The following is a 20,053-nucleotide window of genomic DNA, read 5'->3' as shown; positions in this document are numbered from 1 at the left end:
AACGCTGAGTTCTGGGGCACTCGTCGTCTGACTCGCCTCGCGATGTTGGAATAAGTGGATATGTGTTGGAATGTGATTGACGGTTTGTGAATAGCGTCATAAGATCGGTCGAACCAACAGATAACCACGTGGTTATTCGTCCGCATCGATGACGAACCGCGCGAAGGAAAGGGCCGGACGTGTTCGCTGAAGAACGGCAACGACGCATCGCTGATCTGGTCAGCGAAGCGGGCCGGGTCAATGTCACCGACCTGGCCGCCGATTTCGACATCACCACGGAAACCGTCCGCCGTGACCTCGCCGCTCTCGAGAAGGCCGGCGCCCTCCAACGCGTCCACGGGGGAGCAGTGCCCTGCCGTGCGCACAGCCTCGAAGAACCGACCTTCGACGACCGCGAGATCCACAACCTCGACGAGAAGACGACGATCGCCCAGACCGCGCTGAACCTGTTGGACGAGACGATGAGCGTGTCCTTGGATGGAGGCACGACCTGCGCGGCATTCGCCCGCGCGATCGCACGCGAAGCCCACGAGCGCCACTCTGCTGGGACGAGCCCTCGCCAGCTGCGCGTGATCACGAACTCCCTGTCGGTCATCGACGCTCTCGCCGGTGCGCCCGGGGTCGAGATCTTCGTCCTTCCCGGCCGTTTCCGGCCTGTCACGCGCGCCATGGTCGGACCGCAGACGGTCGCGGCTATCGAAGGCCACCGCGTCGACCTCGCCGTGCTCGGCACCAACGGACTCAGCGACGACGGCGTCTCCACCCCCGACCACGATGAGGCGGCGACGAAGTCGGCCTTCGTGAACTCCGGACGCAAGGTCGCCGTGCTCGCCGATTCGGCGAAATTCGGTGCGGTCTCCCTGGTCCGGTTCGCTGCCCTGGACCAGATCGATGTCCTCCTCACCGACGCCGCGCCCACTGAGCCGATGTCGACCCACCTCGAGACCGCGGAAGTCGAGGTCGTCACTCCATGATCCTCACCCTGACAGCGAATCCGAGCCTCGACCGGACCATCGAACTGCCCGGCCCCGTCCTCCGCGGCCAAGTCCAGCGGGCAGTCTGGGCTGGACAACAGCCCGGCGGCAAGGGAGTTAACGTCTCCCGCGCAGTGGCAGCAGCAGATCGAAGGACCTTGGCGGTTCTGCCCGGAGACGGAGACGATCCAGTGCTCACCGGCCTCGATGCGATCGGACTGGCCCATCGCTCCGTTCCCACCGGCACACCGCTGCGGTCCAATATCACCGTCACCGAACCCGACGGCACAACGACGAAGATCAACGAACCCGGCTCTCCTCTCAGCCCGAACAGCCAGGCCGATCTGCTCGACCTGGTGGCGGGCCTGGCCGCCGGCGCGGACTGGGTCGTCCTGGCAGGGTCTCTGCCGCCGGGCGTCGACGACGACTTCTACGCTCGCGCCATCGACCGCATCCGCGAACTCGACGAACCACCGCTGATCGCCGTCGACACCTCCGGCGGCCCCTTGGCCGCGGCGCTGCAGGCATCACCGGATCTCATCAAACCGAACGCGGAAGAGCTCGCGGAACTCCTCAGCGCCGCAGGGCTGCTGCAGACCGCCGGGCTCCGCGAGGACGATGAGGTCCTCGATCCCGCCGCACTGTTCGAGATCGCCGACAGACTGGAAGCCTCACCGCAGCTGACCGCCCGCGCCACGTCGGCTCTGCTCGCAGCAGTCGGTCCTCGTCCTCGTTCGATCCTGGCGACCCTGGGGGCCGGAGGGGCGGTTCTCGCCCTGCCCGAGACCGCCTGGCATGCCCATCATCCGCCGATGGACGTCGTGAGCACCGTGGGCGCAGGCGACTCCACTTTGGCCGGGTACCTGCTGGGACTGACCGACGGCAGCGAGCCCGGCGATGCACTGGCCCGCGCCGTCGCCTATGGAGCCGCTGCCGCCCGGCTGCGCGGCACCGGGGTGCCGAGCCCGGAGGATGCACGCACCGACGGCGTGACCGTCACGGCCCTGACCGAAACAGCACTGATCGACGACTTTTCCCACGCACATCAGCACAAGGGCACAGCCCCTGAAGCCGAGGAGGCACGATGACATCGCTCATCACAACAGAACTGGTGATCCTCGACGCGGATCAGGGGACGGAGTCGTCCGCTGTCATCCGCGCCCTGGCCACCGCCGTCGCCGATCAGGGCCGCGCGAGCTCCGCCGAAGGACTCGCAGTCGCCGCGATCGCCCGCGAAGAGAAGACCCCCACGGGTGTTCCGGGAGGCATCGCCATCCCGCACGCCCGCACCGAGGCGGTCACCACCCCGAGCCTGGCGATGGCCCGACTCAACCCATCCGTCGACTTCGGCGCCAAGGACGGTCCCGCCGACCTCGTGTTCATGATCGCCGCCCCCGACGGCGCCGGGAAGGACCATCTCAAACTGCTGTCGAAGCTCGCCCGGTCCCTGGTGAAGAAAGACTTCGTCGCCTCCCTGCGCGCGGCCGCGACCGAGCAGGACGTCGTCGACCTCGTCGAAACCGCCCTCGGCCTCCGCGAGGCAGGAGAAGAGACGACCACCACCGAGGCCGCCCCGGCCGCAGCCGCCACCGACGCGGCCGCAGCCGCCTCTGCCGACCCCGGCACCGACACAGCTACCACCCCAACAGCAGCCGAGGCTCCCCGTCGCGTCGTCGCCGTCACGGCCTGCCCGACGGGAATCGCCCACACCTATATGGCCGCCGACGCCCTCGTCCAGGCCGGATCCGACATGGGCATCGACGTCGTCACCGAGACTCAAGGGTCGAGCGGCACGACCCCGATCGACCAGTCCGTCATCGACGCTGCCGATGCCGTCGTCTTCGCCGTCGACGTCGACGTCCGCGACAAGGCCCGCTTCGCCGGCAAACCCTATGTGCAGGTGCCGGTCAAGGCCGGAATCGACGATCCGCAGGGACTCATCCGCAGGGCCCTCGCCGAGGCGGACGCCCCGAACGGTGCCAGGCTCGCCGCCGCTCACGCCGCCGAGGCCGACTCTTCCGCAACACAGTCCGGCTCACGGGAAAGCATCGGCGCCCACCTCAAACGCGTGCTGCTGACCGGCGTCAGCTACATGATCCCCTTCGTCGCCGCCGGCGGCCTGCTCATGGCTCTGGGCTTCCTCCTCGGCGGATTCGACATTCCCGACTACGCCGAGGACATCGTCCTGGGCAATTCCCTGTGGAATCTGCCCACCGAATACGGTGACCTGGCACTGGGACCGGTCGGCGCCTACCTGGGAGCCGTGGCCTTCCAGATCGGCAACCTGTCGATGAGCTTCCTCGTCGCCGCATTGGCCGGCTACATCGCCTACGGAATCGCCGACCGCCCCGGAATCGCTCCCGGATTCACCGTCGGTGCCGTGGCCGTGCTCATGGGCGCCGGGTTCATCGGCGGCATCATCGGCGGACTCCTCGCCGGCTATATCGCCCAGTGGATCGGATCCTTCGCCGCGCCGAGGTGGCTGCGGGGTCTCATGCCGGTCGTGATCATTCCGCTGGTGGCCTCCCTCGTCTCCTCGGGGCTGATGTTCATGGTCCTCGGCGGACCGATCAGCGCCCTGACGAAGGGCCTCGACAGCTGGCTGAGCTCGATGACCGGCACCGCCGCTGTCGTCCTCGGACTCATCCTCGGCGTCATGATGGCCGTCGACCTGGGCGGACCCGTCAACAAGGTCGCGTACTCCTTCGCCGTCGCCGGACTCGCCGCGGGCTCCGTGGAGAACCCGGTGCCGTGGGAGATCATGGCCACGGTCATGGCCGCCGGAATGGTTCCGCCCCTGGCCATGGCGCTGGCCACCGCGCTGCGCCCCCGTGCCTTCTCGCAGGCGGAGAAGGAGAACGGCAAGGCCGCATGGCTGCTCGGTGCCGCGTTCATCTCCGAGGGTGCGATTCCCTTCGCCGCCTCCGACCCGCTGCGCGTGATCCCCGCCTCGATCGTCGGCGCCGGAGTCACCGGCGGGATGACCATGGCGTTCTCCGTGACCAGCCAGGCCCCGCACGGCGGAGTGTTCGTCTTCTTCGCCATCGACTCGTTCCTGCTGTTCCTGCTCTCCGTCGTCGTCGGTACGATCATCAGTGCCCTGTTGGTGCTGGTGCTCAAGATTGTCGTCCGCAAGGGCGGTGCAGCAGGCCTCGCCGAGGCGGCCGATCCGAAGGCAGCGGATACGACAGTGACCGTGTCGACCGATTCGACCACCGATTCGACCGCTGGAACCGGTGCTGCCGCTGTAAACAGCAGGGCCGCCGGAACCGGTGCGACTGCCGGAACCGGTGCGGCCGATGAGGCGCAGGCGACCGAACCGGCGTCTGCCAACGCTGACCCTTCGCGAGTCTGAACGTGTCGGCACGAGAGGAAGGAGTGGGGATGTCCGCAGAGTTCTCAGGTATCGGAGTCGTGCCCGGACGGGTCGTCGCCCCGGCACTGACCATGCCCGAACCAGTGTCCGCGCCCGTGGCGAAACCGGCCCCGGCCGACCCGGACGCCGAAGCGCAGAGGATCCGGGAGGCCTCGGCCGCCGTGCACGCCGAACTGCGTGAGCGGGCCGAAACGGTCACCGGAGACGCCCGCGACGTGCTCAAGGCCACGGCCCTCATGGCCAAGGACCCCACCCTGGTGAAGACGGCGATCAAACGCCTGTCCGAGACCGACGCGGAGACCGCGATCTGGACGGTGGCCGCAGAGACCGCGGCCCAGCTGGAGAAGCTGGGCGGCTATATGGCCGAACGTGCCGCCGACGTCCTCGATGTGCGCGCCCGCCTCGTCGCCCGGCTGCGCGGAGTCCCGGCACCTGGCCTGCCGCATTCGTCCGAACCGTTCGTGCTCATCGCCACGGATCTCGCTCCTGCCGACACTGCCACGCTGGATCCCGGACTCGTGCTCGGCCTCGTCTGTGAGGAAGGCGGGCCGCAGAGCCATACGGCCATCCTCGCCCGGTCGTTGGGCATTCCCGCTGTGGTCGCGGCCGCCGGGGTCCGTGACATCGCTGAACACACCCCCGTCTTCGTCGACGGCGGCACCGGTGTCGTGCGCACCGGGCCCGGAGACTCGGAGGCCGAGCTCGTCGCGGCGTGGAAGGCGACCGTCGATCGGCTGAAGTCCTTCACCGGACCGTGCCTGCTTGCCGACGGCACCCGGATCCCGCTGCGCGCCAACGTCGGCGACGGTGCTCAGGCGCGGGCGGCGGCTGCCGCTGGTGCCGAGGGCGTCGGCCTTCTGCGCACGGAGTTCTGCTTCCTCGATCGTGACACCGAACCCAGTGTCGAGGAGCAGGCCGAGGCCTACGGTCAGGTGTTCGCCGCCTTCGACGATCACAAGGTCGTTGTGCGCACCCTCGACGCCGGAGCCGACAAACCCCTGCCGTTCCTCACCGACACTGATGAACCGAATCCGGCCCTCGGCGTGCGTGGGTTCCGGACCAGCCGCAAGGCCCTGGGCGTGCTCGAACGTCAGCTGGAGGCCATCGCCGTGGCCGCTGCGAAGCATGCGGTCACCGTGCATGTCATGGCTCCGATGATCGCCACGGCCGACGAGGCCAGGCAGTTCTCGGAACTCGTCCACGCGGCCGGTCTTCCGGTCGCCGGCGTCATGGTCGAGGTCCCCTCGGCGGCGCTGCGGGCGGCTTTGATCCTCGACGAGGTCGAGTTCGCCTCCATCGGCACGAACGACCTCACCCAGTACGTCATGGCCTCGGACAGGATGCTCGGCGGTCTGGCAGAACTCAGCGACTCGTGGCAGCCGGCCGTCCTCCAGCTCATCGGCATGACCGCGTCCCAGGGCGCTGGTGCCGAGAAATCGGTAGGCGTCTGCGGGGAGGCAGCGGCGGATCCGGCACTGGCCGTCGTCCTCGTCGGGTTGGGCGTCACCAGCCTGTCAATGGCCCCGCGGGCGCTGCCGGCTGTCGCAGAAGTCCTCGCCGGGGTCACCGTGGAACAGGCACGGCAGATCGCCCGTCGTGCACTCGCGGCACGCGGCCCGGCCGAGGCGAAGGCCGCGGTCCGCGCAGACCTGCCGATACTTAACGAACTCGGTCTGTGAGACCGCCCGTCGTAGTGTGAACTCACGACACCGCCCACCACAACCACACACCGCGCACCATAACTACGAACCGCGCGTCACAACCGCGCACCACCACAATCAGCATCATCGCAGCACTCGACCGGCCCAGACGCGGCCGGTCTGAACAGGAAGGAAGCGTTATGGCAGAGACCACCGCAACAGTTGGAAGCACCGTCGGCCTGCACGCCCGCCCAGCAGCTCTGCTGGCCGAGGCCGCCGCAGACTATGATCTCGAGATCACCATCGCCCTCGAGGGCGAACCGGCCGAGGATGCCCTCGACGCGGCCAGCGTGCTCTCCCTCATGGGTCTCGGCGCCGAATACGGTCAGAAGGTCGTCCTGCGCGCTGACGGTGACGGTGCTGACGAGGCACTGGCGGCTCTCAAGCAGCTCATCGAGACCGATCACGACGCTGAGGGCTGAACTGGATACGGTCGAGGAGGCGGCAAGCGGTCCGCGCAGTTTAGACTGATCGAATGTCCGCCTCCCTGCTGCTCCCTGACTCTGCCGCCGCACATCGCAGTCGGGATCTGCTGGCGGAATTTCCGCAGCTGCACGACGTGCCCGGTCTGCCGCAGGCGCGCATGCTCGTCGAATACATCATCGGCCGGCGCCTGCGTGAACTCGACGTGTCCGGTCGTGACGCGGCCGGTGCCTTCATCGACGCCGAGGCGACCGCCGACGTCCCGCACCACATCATCGTCGTCGACGATGCCAAGGGCATCCAGATTGCGCTGCTGCGCCGCCTCGCCGAGGTGGCCGTCTACCACGATCGCATCGACGAGTCCCGTACCGCCGCCCTCATCGCTGATCGTCCTGAGAGCCCGGACAGGTCCGAACTCTTTGATGTCCACCACATCTCCGAACTCAGCCAGCTGGGAACCGAATTCGCCGGCTTAGGGTGGGCCACCTCGGCGGGGGAGGGGAACGCGGAGACGTGGGCGGTCATCAACGCCCCGAAGGCCGCGAACGCACTGGCCGAATCCATCGCCGCCCTGCAGGCCCACGTGTCGACGATCATCGTCATCGGACGCAGCGACGCGATGAGCCGAGCGGTGAATAAGGAGCTTTCCCGCGGTTTCGGCCGCGTCGACGTCTCGCCGGGAGTGGGCAAGCACCGGATGATCATCGGCAGCCGACCGCTATCATCACCGAGCCTGCCGAGCTTCCCGAAGCACGGAGTCATCGCCCACTCGGGCGTCGGAGACCTCGAGGTCAGAGCGCACGGCGCCTGCTTCTCCGGGGTGCGCAGCGACGAAGGCTCGACGCTGCTCCTCGACGCACTTCTGGAGACTCTGCCTGATGCCGGAGCCAAGCCGGAGTCCGTCCTCGATCTCGGGTGCGGAAACGGGTGGCTGCTGACCGCAGCGATGCGTGCCACGGGAGCGTCTCGGGGGACCGGAGTGGATGTGTCGAAGGCGGCGGTCGCCTCGGCGAGGGCGACAGCGGAGGCGAACGGAGTCGACGTCGACGTCGACGTCGACATCGTCCTCGGCGATGCGGCGAACCCCGAGGATCCGGCCGTGGCCGGGCTCGGCACGTTCGACCTCGTCGTGCTCAACCCGCCGTTCCATCAGGGCACGACGATCGAGACAGAGACCGCCGAGGCGCTCATGGCCACGGCCGCGGCACATCTGTCCCCGGGCGGTCAGGTGGTCACCGTGTTCAATACGCACCTGCGCTACCGGGACCGCCTCGAGACCCTCATCGGACCCAGCGAGCAGCTGGCGCGGAACACGAAGTTCACGGTCATCTCCAGCCGCGCCGGCTGAACGACCGCGCCGGACGAACGACCGGCCAGACTCGACCCGAACGATCGGTACACACCCGAGCCTGAACGACCGGCCCCCGCGCCCGCTCACCGGCGGCGGGCACGGCGGAACTTCAGCCGGCCGAACCCGAGGGTGATCCCGCCCAAACCGCCGGGACCATAGGGTTCGTAGGCCTGCCACCGGGTGACTCGGCCGTCCGCCGTATCGACGACGAAGCATTGACCGAACTCAAGCACCCGTCCGCCGGCGAGCACGTGCCGGGACGAGACCTCGACGGCTGCGCTCGTCCCGTCCTCGCTGAATAACCACGAGTCGATCGTGAAATTGAGTTCGCGCATTCCGGCGAAGACCCATTGGAAGCCTTCGCGGATCTCGGTGTGGCCGGCCATGCGGGGGCGGGGGTAGTGCGGGTCGATGAGGACCCCGTGCGAGGCGAAGGCGGAGACGGCCGCCTCGACGTCTTTGGCCGTGACGGCGGCCAGGTTGTCGGTGATGAGCGTGTGCAGAGACGTGGACATGATTCCTCGATTCTCCGGCGCTGTGCCCGGGCCGCGGAGTGCGGTTCGGTCTGACACGGCTGCCCGAGGCGGTCATCTGCGTTCCGCCTCTGCTTTGATGATAGGCCTCAGGCCCGAGCGCGGCGAGTGATCTTCCAGGTGCTTACTTGGTCCCAGACGGTGATGATCCAGATGGCTGCGACCGTGATGATCTGCTGGATATCGGCATTCGCGGTGTTCGTGAGCTCGGGATGGAGGACCGGCTGGGTGAGCAGGGCGATGGTGAGGAAGACGGCCATGGCCACATCGATGATCCCGCCGATGAGCGCCACACTCGGTTTCGCCGAGGCGGTCGTGAGCTTGATGATCTCGACAGCGGCGAGGAGCGCGAGGAAGGCCCAGTAGCCGAGCAGCCAGCCGGTGCCGAGATCCGGGTTGATGAAGGTTCCGCCGCGGTTGAGATGGCCGACGTAGAGCAGGGTCGTCGGGATGAACGGAACCAATGCCAGGGTCACGATGAAGACCAGCCCGAGGGCCGCCTCGGCGCGGATCTGCGTGCTGCGGGCATCACGGCGATCGAGGTCATCGACAGTCCACGGGCCTGACCTCCGTTTCCGGAGCGCTGTCGATGCGCCGCCCTCGTTGCTGTGGTCGACGAGTCCGATGATGATCGTGATGACGGCGAAGGTGGTCAGCAGGGCGGTGACGGTGTTGCCGATCGCCGGTCCGATGGCCTGGCCGAGCTGGGTATCCGGGGCCGTGGCGAAGGTGGTGATGAGGCTGGCGGTCAGGGAGATGAGGCCGATGATCGGCAGCACCCAGCGCAGCGCCCAGATGAAGAGCGGAAAGGAATTCGGGCCGATGAGGTGCTGCGGGGAGTTCGCATACTCCCGCGACAGAATCACCGGATCGCCGAGTTCTTCGAGGACTTCGCGTTCGACTGTTGCCGTGCGTTCGGGGTTCGGCTCAGGTTCCTCGCCGAGGCGGTCGTCGACCATATCGTCGATCGTTGCGGTGATCTCGGCGGCGATGTCCGGGCGGGAGTCTTCGGGGAGGTGGCGGGTGACGTTGTCGACGTAGATTTCGGTGAGCGCACTCATGGTGTGCCGTCCTTCCAGAGCTTGGTGATGCTGGAGTTGAGTTCGAGCCAATGGCGGTGCAGTGCGGCGGCGACTTCGGCGCCGCTGTCGGTGAGCGTGTAGTACTTGCGAGGTCGAGCCTGCTCGGTGTTCCACTCGGCGGTGAGAAGGCCTTGTTTCTCCAGTCGTCGCAGCAGGGGGTAAAGGGTGTTGGCCTCGGTGGGGATCCCCGCCTCGGTGAGCGTCGTCAGAAGCGAATAGCCGTACTGCGGGCGACGGCAGGCGACGAGGCTGGCGAAGACCACGGTGCCGCGTCGCAGCTCCTGCTCGTGGGTGGCCAGTGCTTTCTCTGCATCCTCGTTCATGCGTCACACGATAGTGTGTGCCACACAGTATTACAAGAGGCGGGGTATGGGTTTGTTCGGCAGATTCCCGGCAGTTGGCAGGTAGGCTTGCTGCATGGGATCACAGAAGTGGGTGCTCTTCGACATCGGGGGAGTGCTGGAGATCGTCGACGATGACGCCGTGTGGCCGCAGTTCCAGAGTCGGTGGCAGGAGCGATCCGGATTTTCCGCTGAGGAGTATCGGTCGCGTATCCGGGCGGCAGATTTGCCGGTCATCGATTGTCGAGCGGACACGCGGACCGAGTATTGGTCGAAAATAGGACGAGCGCTCGAGATGGATTCGAGCCTGGTCGAGGCCATGCAGGCGGATATGTGGGACGAATACTGCGGGAGGCTCAACGTCGAGCTCTTCGACTATGCGAAGTCGCTGAAGTCACGCATTGGAGTCGCGATTCTATCGAACTCAGTCGACGGCGCCCGTGACGAGGAGGAGCGGAGATTCGGATTCAGTGCTGTCTTCGACCCGATCATCTACAGTCACGAGAGCGGCCTGCTCAAGCCTGAACCTGAAGCCTACGAGAATGCGCTCGAACGATTGGGCGCCGAACCCGCGGATGTGCTTTTCATCGATGATCACGAAGTATGCGCCGGCGGTGCCCGTGCTGTGGGAGTAAACGGGATCGTCCATTGCGACAATGCTTCGACGATTGCGGCGATCGAGCAGTTTCTTCGGCAGAAGAAGTGAGTCAGAGAGGAGGGGGGATGTCGAAGGACAATGGTTTGTCCGGATTGGTTCTTGGGCTGGCGGAGTCTGCAACTGTGCTCATTTTCCTGATTCCGCGACTCTTCGATGGTCCTGAGGTGTGGCAAGTCTGGGGTGTCTGGGTGACTGCCGGCGGTGTCATCGCCTGCGGCGTCGGGACCGTGATGTCTCGACGCCGCGGACGATGATTGAGGCACACGGCTCAGGGCAGTGGTGCGGTGTCAGCCGGTTCTGAATCAACCGAGTCGACGGCGAGCTCTGAGGGCTGGGTGCGGAAGCCCTTCGTCGTGACAGCGAGGATCACGGCACCGACGACGAGCCAGATAGCGCCGAGCGTGATGGCGTGGATATCGAGCTGAGTGAGCAGGAAGCCGATGACGATGACCCCGATGATCGGGCACACGAGGTAGGTCAGGACATTGTGCGACCGGCCCGCACGACGCTCGCGCGCCCAGAAGACGATGACCGAGACATTGACCATGATGAACGCGAGGAACGCCCCGAAGTTGATGAACGACGTCGAGGTGGCCACGTTCATGAAGATCGCAATGAGACCGATGGCGGCGATGGCCAGAAGCGACAGCACCGGGGTGTGGAAGCGCGGGCTGAGCTTGCCGAAGAAGCTGCGCGGAAGCACACCGTCCCGCCCCATCGCATAGAGCAGACGACTGCCGGCGGCCTGTGCCGCGATGCCCGACGTGAACTGAGCGATGACGAGGGCGGCGAGGAAGACGGCCCCGAAGAGGTGTCCGCCGATGCTCCGGGCGATCTCGAACCCTGCCGCATCGGAATTCTCGAAGACTCCGCCGGGGTGGACGAGCTGAACGGCGTAGGCCACGACAACGAAGATTCCGCCGCCGATGAGCGCAATGAGCATGATTGCCTTCGGTACGGTGCGCCGGGGCTCGATGGTCTCCTCGGTGAAGGTGGTCACGGCATCGAAGCCGAGGAAGGAGTAGGCGGCGACCGCGGCGCCACCGCCGATGGCCACGAGCGTGGAGTCGATTCCGGTGAACGGGGACGCGCTGATCAGTCCGGCCCCGCCCTCGGAAGCGAAGACGTCGGCCAGTGACAGCGCGACGAAGAAGACGATGACGAGGATCTGGAACGACATGAGGATGAGGTTGACCCGGTCAGCAACCTTGATGCCCACGACGTTGAGCACCGTGGTCAGCACAATGAAGCCGATGATCCACACCGCCATCGGCACAGCCGGGAACTGTGCCTGCAGATACGAGCTGCCGATCAGCCAGATGACCATCGGCAGGAACAGATAGTCGAGCATCGTGGCCCAGCCGACGAGGAACCCGACGCGTCCATCGATCGTCTTGCGCACGTACGTGTAGGCCGACCCCGCGACCGGGTAGGCCGCGGCCATACGGCCGTAGCTGTTGGCCGTGAAGAGCATTGCGCCGAGCGCGAGCAGGTACGCGCTCGCGCTCGCCCCATTCGTCTGTGAGGCGATGACGCCGAAGATGCCGAGGACGATGAGCGGGGTGAGGTAGGCGAGGCCGAAGATGACCAGTGAGGGCAGTTTCAGGGTCCGGTTGAGTGCGATGGGGTCTGACATGATCGCTCCATTGTCGATGCAAGAGGTGTGGTGGCGGGGCGGTGCAGCGGCGGCTGCGGTGGAGAATTGAGGTGAGGCGGTTGAGCTTGTGCGGGACCTGCGGGCGAAGATGTGGTCGGTTCAGGGTGTGCTGTGTCCGGGGGACCAGCGCTTCGGATCGAGTGCGCCTCCGTAGAGAGGGAGTGGGATCGGGTCGTCGTCGGGGTTGAACTGCGACCAGACCCGATTCGTCCCCGCGGTGCCGACGGCGCGGACCTGTCTGACCCGTTCGGGGTCGACGCGGACGATGATCGTGTCCTCGCCGAGTCCGGCCTCGCCGAGGACGAGGCCTTCGGGGTCGACGGCGATGGACCGCCCGCGGCCTACGGGTTCGGCGCAGTTGACGCTGAGCATGTAGACCTGGTTGACGATCGCGTTTGCTCGCGCCAGGACAAGCTCCTGCTCGCGGTCTTGGCTGGTGGTCTTGACGATGTTGAGGATCGCGTCAGCGCCCATCCAGCTCAAGTGCCTGGAGTGTTCCGGGAACCACGCGTCGTAGCAGATCGAAAGTCCGAAGCTGCCGTGGTCGGGGGTAGGGGCGACGACGAATTCGGTGCCCGGCCGATGTGGTTCGAAAGGGCGCCAGGGAAACATTTTGCGATACGTGGAGACGAGCCTGCCGCTCGGCGAGAAGAGCAGCTGCGTGTTGAAGAAGCTGCCGTCATCGGCGATCTCGCCGATGCTGCCCGGGCACAGCCAGATGGCGTGCTCTGCCGCGATCCTGCCGATCGCGGCTACGAATTCCGTGTCGAGACTCACGGCTTTCTGCCGCAGTGCATCGGAGCGCTGTGCGGCCGGCAGGTCATCGACGCCGTGCAGGTGGAGCTCGGGGTAGATGAGCATCTCGAGTTCGGGATATCTCGCCGAGGTGGCCGCCACGTCCGCGCGGAAGCCGGCAAGCGGATCCCGGTCGGTCAGTGGTGCTCGCTGAGCCAGGCCCACTGCCATTTCGGTGGAGTCCACGCTGGTCCCTTCGCTGGGTTGGTGCGATGGTCGTCATCCACCGCTTTTATAATTGATCAGTTTGATCACTATAGACTTGTGTGACGTTAGACTCAAGACATGGCGGCAGGAAATTCTTCGACACCCGAAGCAGCGGGAACGGATTCGGACCCGGCCGGAGTGGGCTCGATCGAAGTGGACTCCGCGCAGGCTGATGCGGTCGATCGCACTCTGTTCGCCGCACCCGGAGCCGCAGAACTCACACGTCTGTCCGCCGTCGACACCGTCCGCGCCCGGGTGCTCCTCTCCATCGAGCACGCTCTGCTCTCGCCAGGCAGCAGGCTGCCGAAGACCGAGCTTCTGGCTGCGGGGCTCGAAGTCAGTGTCATCACCGCGCGACGGGGGCTTGAAAGCCTTGTCGACGACGGAGTCCTTGTCCGCAAGCGCGGTCGCGGTGGCGGCACATTCGTTGCCGACGACCCGCCGCATCTCAACGATTCAGCCGTCACCGCCTACCGTGCCGATTCCGACGCGATTCACCGGCTCATCGATCAGCGCAGCCTGATGGAATCGGCCATCGTCGCGGCGGCTGCCCTGCGCGCGACCTCTGAGCAGTGTGATGAGCTGGACTCTCTCATCCAGGCCTCGGCCGAGGCAGCTGACTGGCACGAACACCACATCCCCGACACCCGATTTCACCGACTCATCGCCGACATCAGCGGACTGCCGGAAGTGCCGACCTATCTGGCCTGCTATGGGGGACTGACGAAGTACTTCGTGCCCTACCCCCAGGAGCAGCTCGAGGAAGGTCGCGATCACCACCGGAAGCTCGTGGCAGCCCTCCGGAGCCGCGACCCTATGGCAGCTGTAGAAATCACCCGGGTGCACGTCGATGCTCTGCGGCGTGAGATGTTCGTCGGTCTCGAGGGCAGCGCCAAATGACCAGCTCCGAGGCGATGAACAGTCAGCTCGAAGACTTCTGGTCGACGGTCAAGCATCGCCTCCAGGATCTGCCCGAACAGATCCCCGAAGCCTGGGCCTTCGGTGCGACTCCCGAGCACGCCGACGAACTTCTCGCTCTCGTTCTGAATGGCACAAAGACGGGCACCGCCTCGGCACTGTGGGATATCGAAGACGAGGGTGAGGCCGTCCCCGCGGTAGGTGAGTTGAGCATCATCCTCGACGGTCGAAGTCGACCGCGTGCGTTGATCGAAACCACCGCGATCGACATCGTCCCCTTCTCCGAGGTGACCGCCGAGCACGCCCATTCCGAGGGCGAAGGCGACCGGACCTTGGCGGACTGGCGCGAGATCCATGAACGCTTCTGGCGGGAACACGGGAGCCGCGGATACTCCGCCGAAATGCCGGTCGTGTGCGAACGCTTTCGGCTGCTCTTCCCAGTCGGCGACGCCCACGGCGACAATGCCGCCAGCCACACGTGCGGTGAGCAGCGCATCGATGAGTCCGAAGGAGAGACCGCATGAACGAAGGTGACTACTGGGCACTCATCCACGCCGAGCGGGCACGCCTCGCCGACCTGCTGGCCACGCTCGAACCTGAGCAGTGGGAGCCGCCGACTCTCTGCGAGGATTGGTCGGTCGAGCAGGTCGTCGCCCACCTGACGGCAGCTGCGAACACCGGCCGCTGGGCATGGATAGCGAGCATCATCCGCGCAGGCTTCGACCCTGCCAAGCACAATGCGCGATTGCTCAAGCGCCATCTCGGCGCCACACCAGGGGAGACCCTTGCGAACTTCCGCACCTCGATCAATGCGACGATCGCCCCGACGAAGGACTATCCGGCCTTCCTCGGCGAAGTCATCGTCCACGGCCAAGACATCGCCCGACCCTTTGGGCTCGAACTCCGGCCCGACACCCAGGCGATCGCCGAGGTGGCACGGTACTTCGCCGCCAAGGACTTCGCCGTGAACTCGAAGACCCAGGTGGAAGGGTTGACGCTGCGTGCCGTTGACGCCGACTTCGAAACCGGTGACGGGCCCGAGGTGACCGGTCGCATCCTCGACCTTGTCATGGCAATGGCTGGCCGACCGGAAACGCTGGCCAGCTTATCGGGAGCAGGTGTCGCTGAGCTCCGGCGCCGCATGAACTGAACCGTCCTCGGGTGGCCCCCACTGCAGCGCAGATCCCGAACGGTGACGCAATGTCTCAACTGAACCCGACAACCCCGACCGCCACCAAGACGAACCCGAGCAGCTGCAGCGAGGCGCGCACAATCTGGAAGACGTCCCACCTCCTGCGCATCGCGATGAAGCCCTCTGGGGCGGCCTCCTTGGTGATGCGTCCCGTCCGCGCGTTGATCGGGACATTGCCGATGATCGTCACGACCAGAGCGATGCCGAGGCTGATGGCGGCAGAGACCAACCAGGCATTCGGATCATCGATGGCGATGATGATGGCCAGCACGGCTGCCGCTGTCATGCCCACCGGCATCACCCGACCGAACGTTTTCAGCAGGCCCTTCTCCATGATCAGCTGATCGTTCGTCTTCAGCCTGCGGATCACGGGGTGAACCAATACGGCCGAACCGAATTCCGCCGAACCGACGAAACCGGTGACGAGAACCGCTGCCAATGCGAGGGCGTCCATGGGTTTCCTTCTAATAGGTAGTCGAGCTATCCATAACAGATAGTAGAGGTATCTGCTATGGTCGAGCAAGATCAGATCGAAAATACTGATGGCCGTATCAGGAGGGGATCGACGGTGCAGGAGCCGATGGTGCGTTCGGAGATGAGGATGGCAGAGCTGTCCCGCCGTTCCGAACTCAGGGTGCCGACCATCAAGTACTACCTGCGTGAAGGACTGCTGCCGCCGGGGCGTCGGACAAGCGTGAACCAGGCGGTCTACGATCAGACCCACCTCGATCGGCTGCGTCTCATCCGGGCGCTGACGTCAGTCGCCGGCCTGCCCCTGGCGAAAGTGCGCGCCGTCATCGACGCGGTGAACGGACAGGCATCGGAGATCGACGCGATGGCCGTCACCCAAGACACGCTCATCGGCAACGTCGGCACCGACATCGAGGTCGAAACCGAAGACACCGAATCCGCAGCGCTTCTCGACCAAGCGATCACCGCACGAGGGTGGCGTTGCGAGACCTCGTCACCGGCCTACAAAGCGGCCGTCAACGCAGTTGCTCTGCTGAGCACGGAGGAGCTCACACCGATACTCGACCGACTCGACGCCTACGTCGAAGCCGCCGAAAGAGTCGGCAGGAACGATCTCGAGGCCATCGGCGATGCGGACAGCCTGGAGGAGCGGATCCGCGGGGTCGTCCTCGGCAGTCTGCTGCGCAGGCCGCTGCTCGAGGCCCTGGTCCTCCTCGCCCAGCAGCACTTCGCGCAGAACCTCAATCGGGTGGAAGAAAGCTGACCGGAAACAGCTCGGTCCGGGCGATGACACGATCGCGTTCGACAGCGTGGGCTGTCCGTCGCGGGTCGCTGAGGTAGGAATCGAGTGAAGCCTGTGAGGGGAAGCGGTAGAACTGCACCTCATCGGGATGGCCGTCAGCCCCGTCGCTCTTGGCACGTTTGACGACCTGCCCGCCGTGGTCCGAGATCAGATCCAGGACGCCGTTCTCATAGGCGGTCAGCGCAGCAGCCTGGCTATCGCGGGCCCAGAGCAGACAACACAGCAGGATCTCCTGATCGGCTGACGGAGCCGTCGCACGCCCGCCCTCCGCGTTCATGACTCCGCCGGCTTCGCGTCGTAGGTGACCCAGTTCGTCTTCGCGGCGACCTTGTCATAGAGCACCTGTGCCTGCTCATTGTCCGCAGCGGTGATCCACCGGACGACGGAGCAGCCCTCTGCGGCAGCGACTTCCTGCAGTCGGGCGATGAGGGCGCGTCCGGCACCGGTACCGCGCGCCTCGGGGTCGGTGAACAGATCGTCGAGCCAGATTCCCGTCGACCCGGTCGACGGGCGGGCGAACCGACGGAAGTCGGCGATGGCGACGATACGTCCGGCCGCCTCGGCGACGAGACTCTGCACCTCATGATCAGGATCGGTGATCCACGACCATACACGGTCGACGATCTCCTCGGATTCGGGCAGATGGTAGAACTCGCGGTAGGCGCGGAACAGCTCACGCCACCGGGCTTCGTCGGCGGGGGAGGTGGGGCGGATCGTCAGCGCTGAGGAATCCGGCATCGGCTGTCCTTTCTCAGATTCTGGGGCACTGACCACACTACGTCCTCTGCATCAGTTCGCATCCTGATGAGACGGACCGGAACTGGTGGCCGGCGGACGAAAAGTGGTGGGGCACGGACGGATTGTGGTGAGGCGTGCACCTTCTGTGTTCGGCGCCGGAGAAGAAAAGTCCCCGGCACGGAAGCCTGTCGACTTCCACACCGGGGACCGAGGTACGCGAGAGGGGACTTGAACCCCTACGTCCGAAGACACTGGAACCTAAATCCAGCGCGTCTACCAATTCCGCCACTCGCGCTGAAGCGGCCGAATCAGCGGCCGCGACGCCCTCAAGATTAGCAGGGGCGGCCCGAGTTGCTGAAAACTCGGGCCGCCCCGTCTCTCGCCAGGCCGCCTATCAGTCCGCCCGGGCACCCGCCCAACCGGACGTCCGGTTACCCGGGCGGCAGGCCTGCAGCCGACTCAGGCGGCGTCGATGCCGAGTTCCTTGCGCACGCGGGCGACGTGTCCGGTGGCCTTGACGTTGTACTGGGCGAGTTCGACCTTGCCCTCGGCGTCGACGACGACGGTTGAGCGGATGACGCCCTGGACGACCTTGCCGTAGTTCTTCTTCTCGCCGAAGGCACCCCACTCGGTCATCATCGTCTTGTCCTCATCGGAGAGGAGGTCGAAGTTCAGGCCCTCCTTCTCGATGAACTGCTGGAGCTTCTCCGGCTTGTCCGGGGAGATGCCGACGACGGCGATTCCGGCGGCCTTGAGTGCCGAGAGCGAGTCGCGGAAGTCGCAGGCCTCGGTGGTGCAGCCCGGGGTCATGGCGGCCGGGTAGAAGTACACCACGACTCGCTGACCCTTGAAATCGCTGAGGCTCACGGACTTTCCGTCCTGGTTGACGAGGGTGAAATCCGGGGCGGTGTCGCCGACTGACAGACGTGACATGTGTGCTCCTCCTTGAATAGGCAGTCCCGATGTGGGCTCGGTTCGCGAAGAACCGATGACGACCACCACTCTATTCCGTGACGGCGACCGATCCCAATGCGCTCAATTCCCGCACCGAGGCGGCCCGCCGAATCACTCGACCCGTGCGATCGTCTCCCCGACGTTCACCGCATCACCGATGGCAGCGACCTGCCGGAATGTGCCCGCTGCTGGTGCTTCGACCCGAGTCTCCATCTTCATCGCCGAGAGCACGGCGACCTCGTCGCCCGCCGCAACCTGTGCACCGTCCTCGACGAGGAAATCGACGAGGCTGCCAGGCACAGGTGCGCTCACGTCCCCGGCACTCGCCGAGGCGGCTCCGCCGTTTCCAGCCGAACTGCCGTCACCGTCCTGACCGGCATTGCCCTGACCGGATCCACCGGCCGAGCCGAGTGCCGCGAGCAGTCCTGCGGGCAGGCCGATGGTGGTGAGCTTCCCATCGATCTCGATGGTCATCCGCTGCATTTCGGCCTCACCGGCAGGGACCGGCCGGTCCTGGGCGTCGAGGCGCGGCAGCAGTTCGGATTCAATCCACTGCGTATGGATTCCCGCGACGCCTTCGGTCCCGAGACCGGTGAATGCCTCGTCGCCGAGGATGGCCAGTGAGCACGGCAGCACCGTGGCGACCCCTTCGACATTGAGTTCCTTGGCCGCGGTGATGGTCCGCGCGATCGCGGCGTCACGGTCGGGGCCATGGACGATGAGCTTCGCGAAGAGGGAATCGAAGGCCGGCTGCACGGTGTCACCGGCGCGGACGCCGGAATCCCAGCGCACACCCGGACCGCCGGGCGCGTCGAGGACGTCGATGCGTCCCGGTGTCGGCAGGAACCCGCGGCCGGGATCCTCGGCGTTGATGCGCAGCTCGATCGCGTGACCGCGTGGCTCCGGCGTCGCTTCCAGGGACAGGCCCTGTCCGAAGGCGATGCGGAACTGTTCGGCGACGAGATCGACCCCGGATGTCACCTCGGTGACCGGATGCTCGACTTGGAGTCGGGTGTTGACCTCGAGGAACGTCATGGTGCCGTCGGCGGCGAGGAGGAATTCGACGGTGCCGGCACCGCGGTAGTTCACCTCGGCGCAGATGGCTTCGGCCGACCGGTGCAGCCGCTCACGCTGTTCCTCTGACAGACCGGGAGCAGGTGCTTCCTCGATGAGTTTCTGATTGCGGCGCTGGGCCGAGCAGTCGCGGTCACCGACGGCCACGACGCGGCCCTGCCCGTCGCCGACGATCTGGACTTCGATGTGCCGCGGTCGTTCGAGGTACTTCTCGACGAAGCATTCGGAGCGACCGAACGCCTCGGTGGCCTCGCGGGTCGCCGAGTCGAAGGCCCCGGCCACCTCGGACAGCTCATGGACGATCTTCATGCCGCGGCCGCCGCCTCCATGGGCGGCCTTGATGATGATCGGCAGTCCCGCCTCGGCGGCGAAGGATTCGACCTCATCCGCATTCTCCAGGGGACGGTCGATGCCCGGTGCCAGGGGAGCGCCGACCTTCTGCGCGAGCTGGCGGGCGGTGACCTTGTCGCCGAGGGCCGTGATGGTCTCGGCGCTCGGTCCGATCCAGGTCAGACCCGCAGCTTCGACGGCGGCGGCGAAGTCGGCGTTCTCGGACAGGAATCCGTAGCCGGGGTGGACGGCATCGGCGCCGGCGGACTTCGCGGCGGCCAGGATCGCGTCGATGCTCAGGTAGGTGTCTGCGGCGGTGGAGCCGGGCAGGGCGAAGGCTTCGTCGGCGAGGCGCACGTGCAGGGCGTCGGCGTCCTGATCAGCGTAGACGGCCACCGATCTGTGCCCGTGTTCGGCACAGGCGCGGATGATGCGGACGGCGATTTCGCCGCGGTTGGCGATGAGGATTGTCGACAT

Annotated in this window: 22 protein-coding genes and 1 tRNA gene; 12 read left to right on the top strand and 11 right to left on the bottom strand. The window is 66.0% G+C overall.

Features of this window, described 5'->3' with window-relative positions:
• Positions 1–179 precede the first annotated feature (179 nt).
• From L1F31_RS13045 to L1F31_RS13020, 6 genes are all read left to right on the top strand, one after another.
• Positions 180–974, top strand: a complete 795-nt coding sequence (locus L1F31_RS13045; protein ID WP_265417707.1) for a DeoR/GlpR family DNA-binding transcription regulator — start codon at positions 180–182, stop codon at positions 972–974.
• Complete coding sequence (locus tag L1F31_RS13040; protein ID WP_265417706.1) at positions 971–2,062, top strand: 1-phosphofructokinase family hexose kinase; 1,092 nt, start codon at positions 971–973, stop codon at positions 2,060–2,062. The genes L1F31_RS13045 and L1F31_RS13040 overlap by 4 nt, the downstream gene beginning before the upstream one ends.
• Positions 2,059–4,329, top strand: a complete 2,271-nt coding sequence (locus tag L1F31_RS13035) for a PTS fructose transporter subunit IIABC (RefSeq protein WP_265417705.1) — start codon at positions 2,059–2,061, stop codon at positions 4,327–4,329. The genes L1F31_RS13040 and L1F31_RS13035 overlap by 4 nt, the downstream gene beginning before the upstream one ends.
• 29 nt (positions 4,330–4,358) lie before the next feature.
• Positions 4,359–6,029 carry a phosphoenolpyruvate--protein phosphotransferase gene (gene ptsP, locus L1F31_RS13030; protein ID WP_265417704.1) on the top strand — a complete coding sequence of 557 codons (1,671 nt, stop codon included), beginning with the start codon at positions 4,359–4,361 and terminating at the stop codon, positions 6,027–6,029.
• Positions 6,030–6,190: 161 nt separating this feature from the next.
• Positions 6,191–6,472, top strand: a complete 282-nt coding sequence (locus tag L1F31_RS13025; protein WP_265417703.1) for an HPr family phosphocarrier protein — start codon at positions 6,191–6,193, stop codon at positions 6,470–6,472.
• 53 nt (positions 6,473–6,525) lie between these two features.
• Positions 6,526–7,821 carry a methyltransferase gene (locus L1F31_RS13020; protein ID WP_265417702.1) on the top strand — a complete coding sequence of 432 codons (1,296 nt, stop codon included), beginning with the start codon at positions 6,526–6,528 and terminating at the stop codon, positions 7,819–7,821.
• Between the two features lie 86 nt (positions 7,822–7,907).
• Here L1F31_RS13020 and L1F31_RS13015 read toward each other — a convergent pair whose 3' ends face one another.
• The 3 genes from L1F31_RS13015 to L1F31_RS13005 form a co-directional block, all read right to left on the bottom strand.
• Entirely contained in the window at positions 7,908–8,339 is a 432-nt protein-coding gene (locus tag L1F31_RS13015; protein WP_265417701.1) for a nuclear transport factor 2 family protein, read from the bottom strand.
• A 107-nt stretch (positions 8,340–8,446) separates the two neighbouring features.
• Positions 8,447–9,418, bottom strand: coding sequence for an HAAS signaling domain-containing protein (locus tag L1F31_RS13010; protein WP_265417700.1), 972 nt, complete (start codon positions 9,416–9,418; stop codon positions 8,447–8,449).
• The gene (locus tag L1F31_RS13005) at positions 9,415–9,762 is read right to left on the bottom strand and encodes a PadR family transcriptional regulator (RefSeq protein ID WP_265417699.1); all 348 of its coding nucleotides are present in this window, start codon (positions 9,760–9,762) and stop codon (positions 9,415–9,417) included. Before L1F31_RS13005 ends, L1F31_RS13010 begins: the two co-directional genes overlap by 4 nt.
• A gap of 94 nt (positions 9,763–9,856) precedes the next feature.
• Here L1F31_RS13005 and L1F31_RS13000 point away from each other — a divergent pair, with 94 nt between their 5' ends.
• Together L1F31_RS13000 and L1F31_RS12995 are read left to right on the top strand one after the other, a co-directional pair.
• Entirely contained in the window at positions 9,857–10,486 is a 630-nt protein-coding gene (locus L1F31_RS13000; protein WP_346732465.1) for an HAD family hydrolase, read from the top strand.
• A gap of 17 nt (positions 10,487–10,503) precedes the next feature.
• Positions 10,504–10,692: a hypothetical protein gene (locus tag L1F31_RS12995; RefSeq protein WP_265417697.1), complete on the top strand. Its 189-nt coding sequence runs from the start codon at positions 10,504–10,506 to the stop codon at positions 10,690–10,692.
• A 14-nt stretch (positions 10,693–10,706) separates the two neighbouring features.
• On the opposite strand, the gene L1F31_RS12990 is transcribed toward L1F31_RS12995, so the two are convergent.
• Together L1F31_RS12990 and L1F31_RS12985 are read right to left on the bottom strand one after the other, a co-directional pair.
• Positions 10,707–12,074: an APC family permease gene (locus L1F31_RS12990; RefSeq protein WP_265417696.1), complete on the bottom strand. Its 1,368-nt coding sequence runs from the start codon at positions 12,072–12,074 to the stop codon at positions 10,707–10,709.
• 120 nt (positions 12,075–12,194) lie between these two features.
• On the bottom strand, positions 12,195–13,076 hold the full coding sequence (locus L1F31_RS12985) for a carbon-nitrogen hydrolase family protein (protein ID WP_265417695.1): 882 nt from the start codon (positions 13,074–13,076) through the stop codon (positions 12,195–12,197).
• 99 nt (positions 13,077–13,175) lie between these two features.
• Between L1F31_RS12985 and L1F31_RS12980 the strand changes: the two genes are divergently transcribed.
• The 3 genes from L1F31_RS12980 to L1F31_RS12970 are packed head-to-tail and all read left to right on the top strand — an operon-like array spanning position 13,176 to position 15,165.
• Positions 13,176–13,997: a FadR/GntR family transcriptional regulator gene (locus L1F31_RS12980; RefSeq protein WP_265417694.1), complete on the top strand. Its 822-nt coding sequence runs from the start codon at positions 13,176–13,178 to the stop codon at positions 13,995–13,997.
• Positions 13,994–14,539, top strand: coding sequence for an ASCH domain-containing protein (locus tag L1F31_RS12975; protein WP_346732464.1), 546 nt, complete (start codon positions 13,994–13,996; stop codon positions 14,537–14,539). Before L1F31_RS12980 ends, L1F31_RS12975 begins: the two co-directional genes overlap by 4 nt.
• Positions 14,536–15,165 carry a maleylpyruvate isomerase family mycothiol-dependent enzyme gene (locus tag L1F31_RS12970; protein WP_265417693.1) on the top strand — a complete coding sequence of 210 codons (630 nt, stop codon included), beginning with the start codon at positions 14,536–14,538 and terminating at the stop codon, positions 15,163–15,165. Before L1F31_RS12975 ends, L1F31_RS12970 begins: the two co-directional genes overlap by 4 nt.
• A 55-nt stretch (positions 15,166–15,220) precedes the next feature.
• Here the strand turns inward: L1F31_RS12970 and L1F31_RS12965 are convergent, their stop codons facing one another.
• The gene (locus tag L1F31_RS12965) at positions 15,221–15,661 is read right to left on the bottom strand and encodes an anthrone oxygenase family protein (RefSeq protein WP_265417692.1); all 441 of its coding nucleotides are present in this window, start codon (positions 15,659–15,661) and stop codon (positions 15,221–15,223) included.
• A 147-nt stretch (positions 15,662–15,808) separates the two neighbouring features.
• On the opposite strand from L1F31_RS12965, the gene L1F31_RS12960 reads away from it, so the two are divergent.
• Positions 15,809–16,441: a MerR family transcriptional regulator gene (locus L1F31_RS12960; RefSeq protein WP_265417691.1), complete on the top strand. Its 633-nt coding sequence runs from the start codon at positions 15,809–15,811 to the stop codon at positions 16,439–16,441.
• Here the strand turns inward: L1F31_RS12960 and L1F31_RS12955 are convergent.
• The 5 genes from L1F31_RS12955 to L1F31_RS12935 all read right to left on the bottom strand — a co-directional run bounded on the left by L1F31_RS12955 (position 16,419) and on the right by L1F31_RS12935 (position 20,053).
• A complete protein-coding gene (locus tag L1F31_RS12955) occupies positions 16,419–16,757 on the bottom strand; it encodes a hypothetical protein (RefSeq protein WP_265417690.1) in 339 nt (112 codons plus the stop codon). The two genes, L1F31_RS12960 and L1F31_RS12955, sit on opposite strands and share 23 nt — an antisense overlap.
• Positions 16,754–17,218, bottom strand: a complete 465-nt coding sequence (locus tag L1F31_RS12950) for a GNAT family N-acetyltransferase (RefSeq protein WP_265417689.1) — start codon at positions 17,216–17,218, stop codon at positions 16,754–16,756. Before L1F31_RS12950 ends, L1F31_RS12955 begins: the two co-directional genes overlap by 4 nt.
• Positions 17,219–17,431: 213 nt before the next feature.
• Positions 17,432–17,513: transfer RNA gene (locus L1F31_RS12945), tRNA-Leu, on the bottom strand.
• A 164-nt stretch (positions 17,514–17,677) separates the two neighbouring features.
• Positions 17,678–18,151 (bottom strand): thioredoxin-dependent thiol peroxidase, encoded by a 474-nt coding sequence (gene bcp / locus L1F31_RS12940; RefSeq protein ID WP_265417688.1) that lies wholly within the window; start codon positions 18,149–18,151, stop codon positions 17,678–17,680.
• A gap of 132 nt (positions 18,152–18,283) precedes the next feature.
• A complete protein-coding gene (locus L1F31_RS12935; protein WP_265417687.1) occupies positions 18,284–20,053 on the bottom strand; it encodes an acetyl/propionyl/methylcrotonyl-CoA carboxylase subunit alpha in 1,770 nt (589 codons plus the stop codon).

It is taken from the genome of Brevibacterium spongiae (genome assembly GCF_026168515.1).
GTDB classification, from domain to species: domain Bacteria; phylum Actinomycetota; class Actinomycetes; order Actinomycetales; family Brevibacteriaceae; genus Brevibacterium; species Brevibacterium spongiae.
The sequence above is the reverse complement of the archived record's forward strand: the minus strand, read 5'-3'. Positions and strand labels throughout refer to the sequence as shown.

Bases quoted from the DNA above. Each gene is read 5' to 3' on its own strand.
- L1F31_RS13040 (WP_265417706.1), top strand. From the start codon at position 971: ATGATCCTCACCCTGACAGCGAATCCGAGCCTCGACCGGACCATCGAA.
- L1F31_RS13035 (WP_265417705.1), top strand. From the start codon at position 2,059: ATGACATCGCTCATCACAACAGAACTGGTGATCCTCGACGCGGATCAG.
- ptsP (WP_265417704.1), top strand. From the start codon at position 4,359: ATGTCCGCAGAGTTCTCAGGTATCGGAGTCGTGCCCGGACGGGTCGTC.
- L1F31_RS13025 (WP_265417703.1), top strand. From the start codon at position 6,191: ATGGCAGAGACCACCGCAACAGTTGGAAGCACCGTCGGCCTGCACGCC.
- L1F31_RS13020 (WP_265417702.1), top strand. From the start codon at position 6,526: ATGTCCGCCTCCCTGCTGCTCCCTGACTCTGCCGCCGCACATCGCAGT.
- L1F31_RS13015 (WP_265417701.1), bottom strand. From the start codon at position 8,339: ATGTCCACGTCTCTGCACACGCTCATCACCGACAACCTGGCCGCCGTC.
- L1F31_RS13010 (WP_265417700.1), bottom strand. From the start codon at position 9,418: ATGAGTGCGCTCACCGAAATCTACGTCGACAACGTCACCCGCCACCTC.
- L1F31_RS13005 (WP_265417699.1), bottom strand. From the start codon at position 9,762: ATGAACGAGGATGCAGAGAAAGCACTGGCCACCCACGAGCAGGAGCTG.
- L1F31_RS13000 (WP_346732465.1), top strand. From the start codon at position 9,857: ATGGGATCACAGAAGTGGGTGCTCTTCGACATCGGGGGAGTGCTGGAG.
- L1F31_RS12995 (WP_265417697.1), top strand. From the start codon at position 10,504: ATGTCGAAGGACAATGGTTTGTCCGGATTGGTTCTTGGGCTGGCGGAG.
- L1F31_RS12990 (WP_265417696.1), bottom strand. From the start codon at position 12,074: ATGTCAGACCCCATCGCACTCAACCGGACCCTGAAACTGCCCTCACTG.
- L1F31_RS12980 (WP_265417694.1), top strand. From the start codon at position 13,176: ATGGCGGCAGGAAATTCTTCGACACCCGAAGCAGCGGGAACGGATTCG.
- L1F31_RS12975 (WP_346732464.1), top strand. From the start codon at position 13,994: ATGACCAGCTCCGAGGCGATGAACAGTCAGCTCGAAGACTTCTGGTCG.
- L1F31_RS12970 (WP_265417693.1), top strand. From the start codon at position 14,536: ATGAACGAAGGTGACTACTGGGCACTCATCCACGCCGAGCGGGCACGC.
- L1F31_RS12965 (WP_265417692.1), bottom strand. From the start codon at position 15,661: ATGGACGCCCTCGCATTGGCAGCGGTTCTCGTCACCGGTTTCGTCGGT.
- L1F31_RS12960 (WP_265417691.1), top strand. From the start codon at position 15,809: ATGGCAGAGCTGTCCCGCCGTTCCGAACTCAGGGTGCCGACCATCAAG.
- L1F31_RS12955 (WP_265417690.1), bottom strand. From the start codon at position 16,757: ATGAACGCGGAGGGCGGGCGTGCGACGGCTCCGTCAGCCGATCAGGAG.
- L1F31_RS12950 (WP_265417689.1), bottom strand. From the start codon at position 17,218: ATGCCGGATTCCTCAGCGCTGACGATCCGCCCCACCTCCCCCGCCGAC.
- bcp (WP_265417688.1), bottom strand. From the start codon at position 18,151: ATGTCACGTCTGTCAGTCGGCGACACCGCCCCGGATTTCACCCTCGTC.
- L1F31_RS12935 (WP_265417687.1), bottom strand. From the start codon at position 20,053: ATGTCGACAATCCTCATCGCCAACCGCGGCGAAATCGCCGTCCGCATC.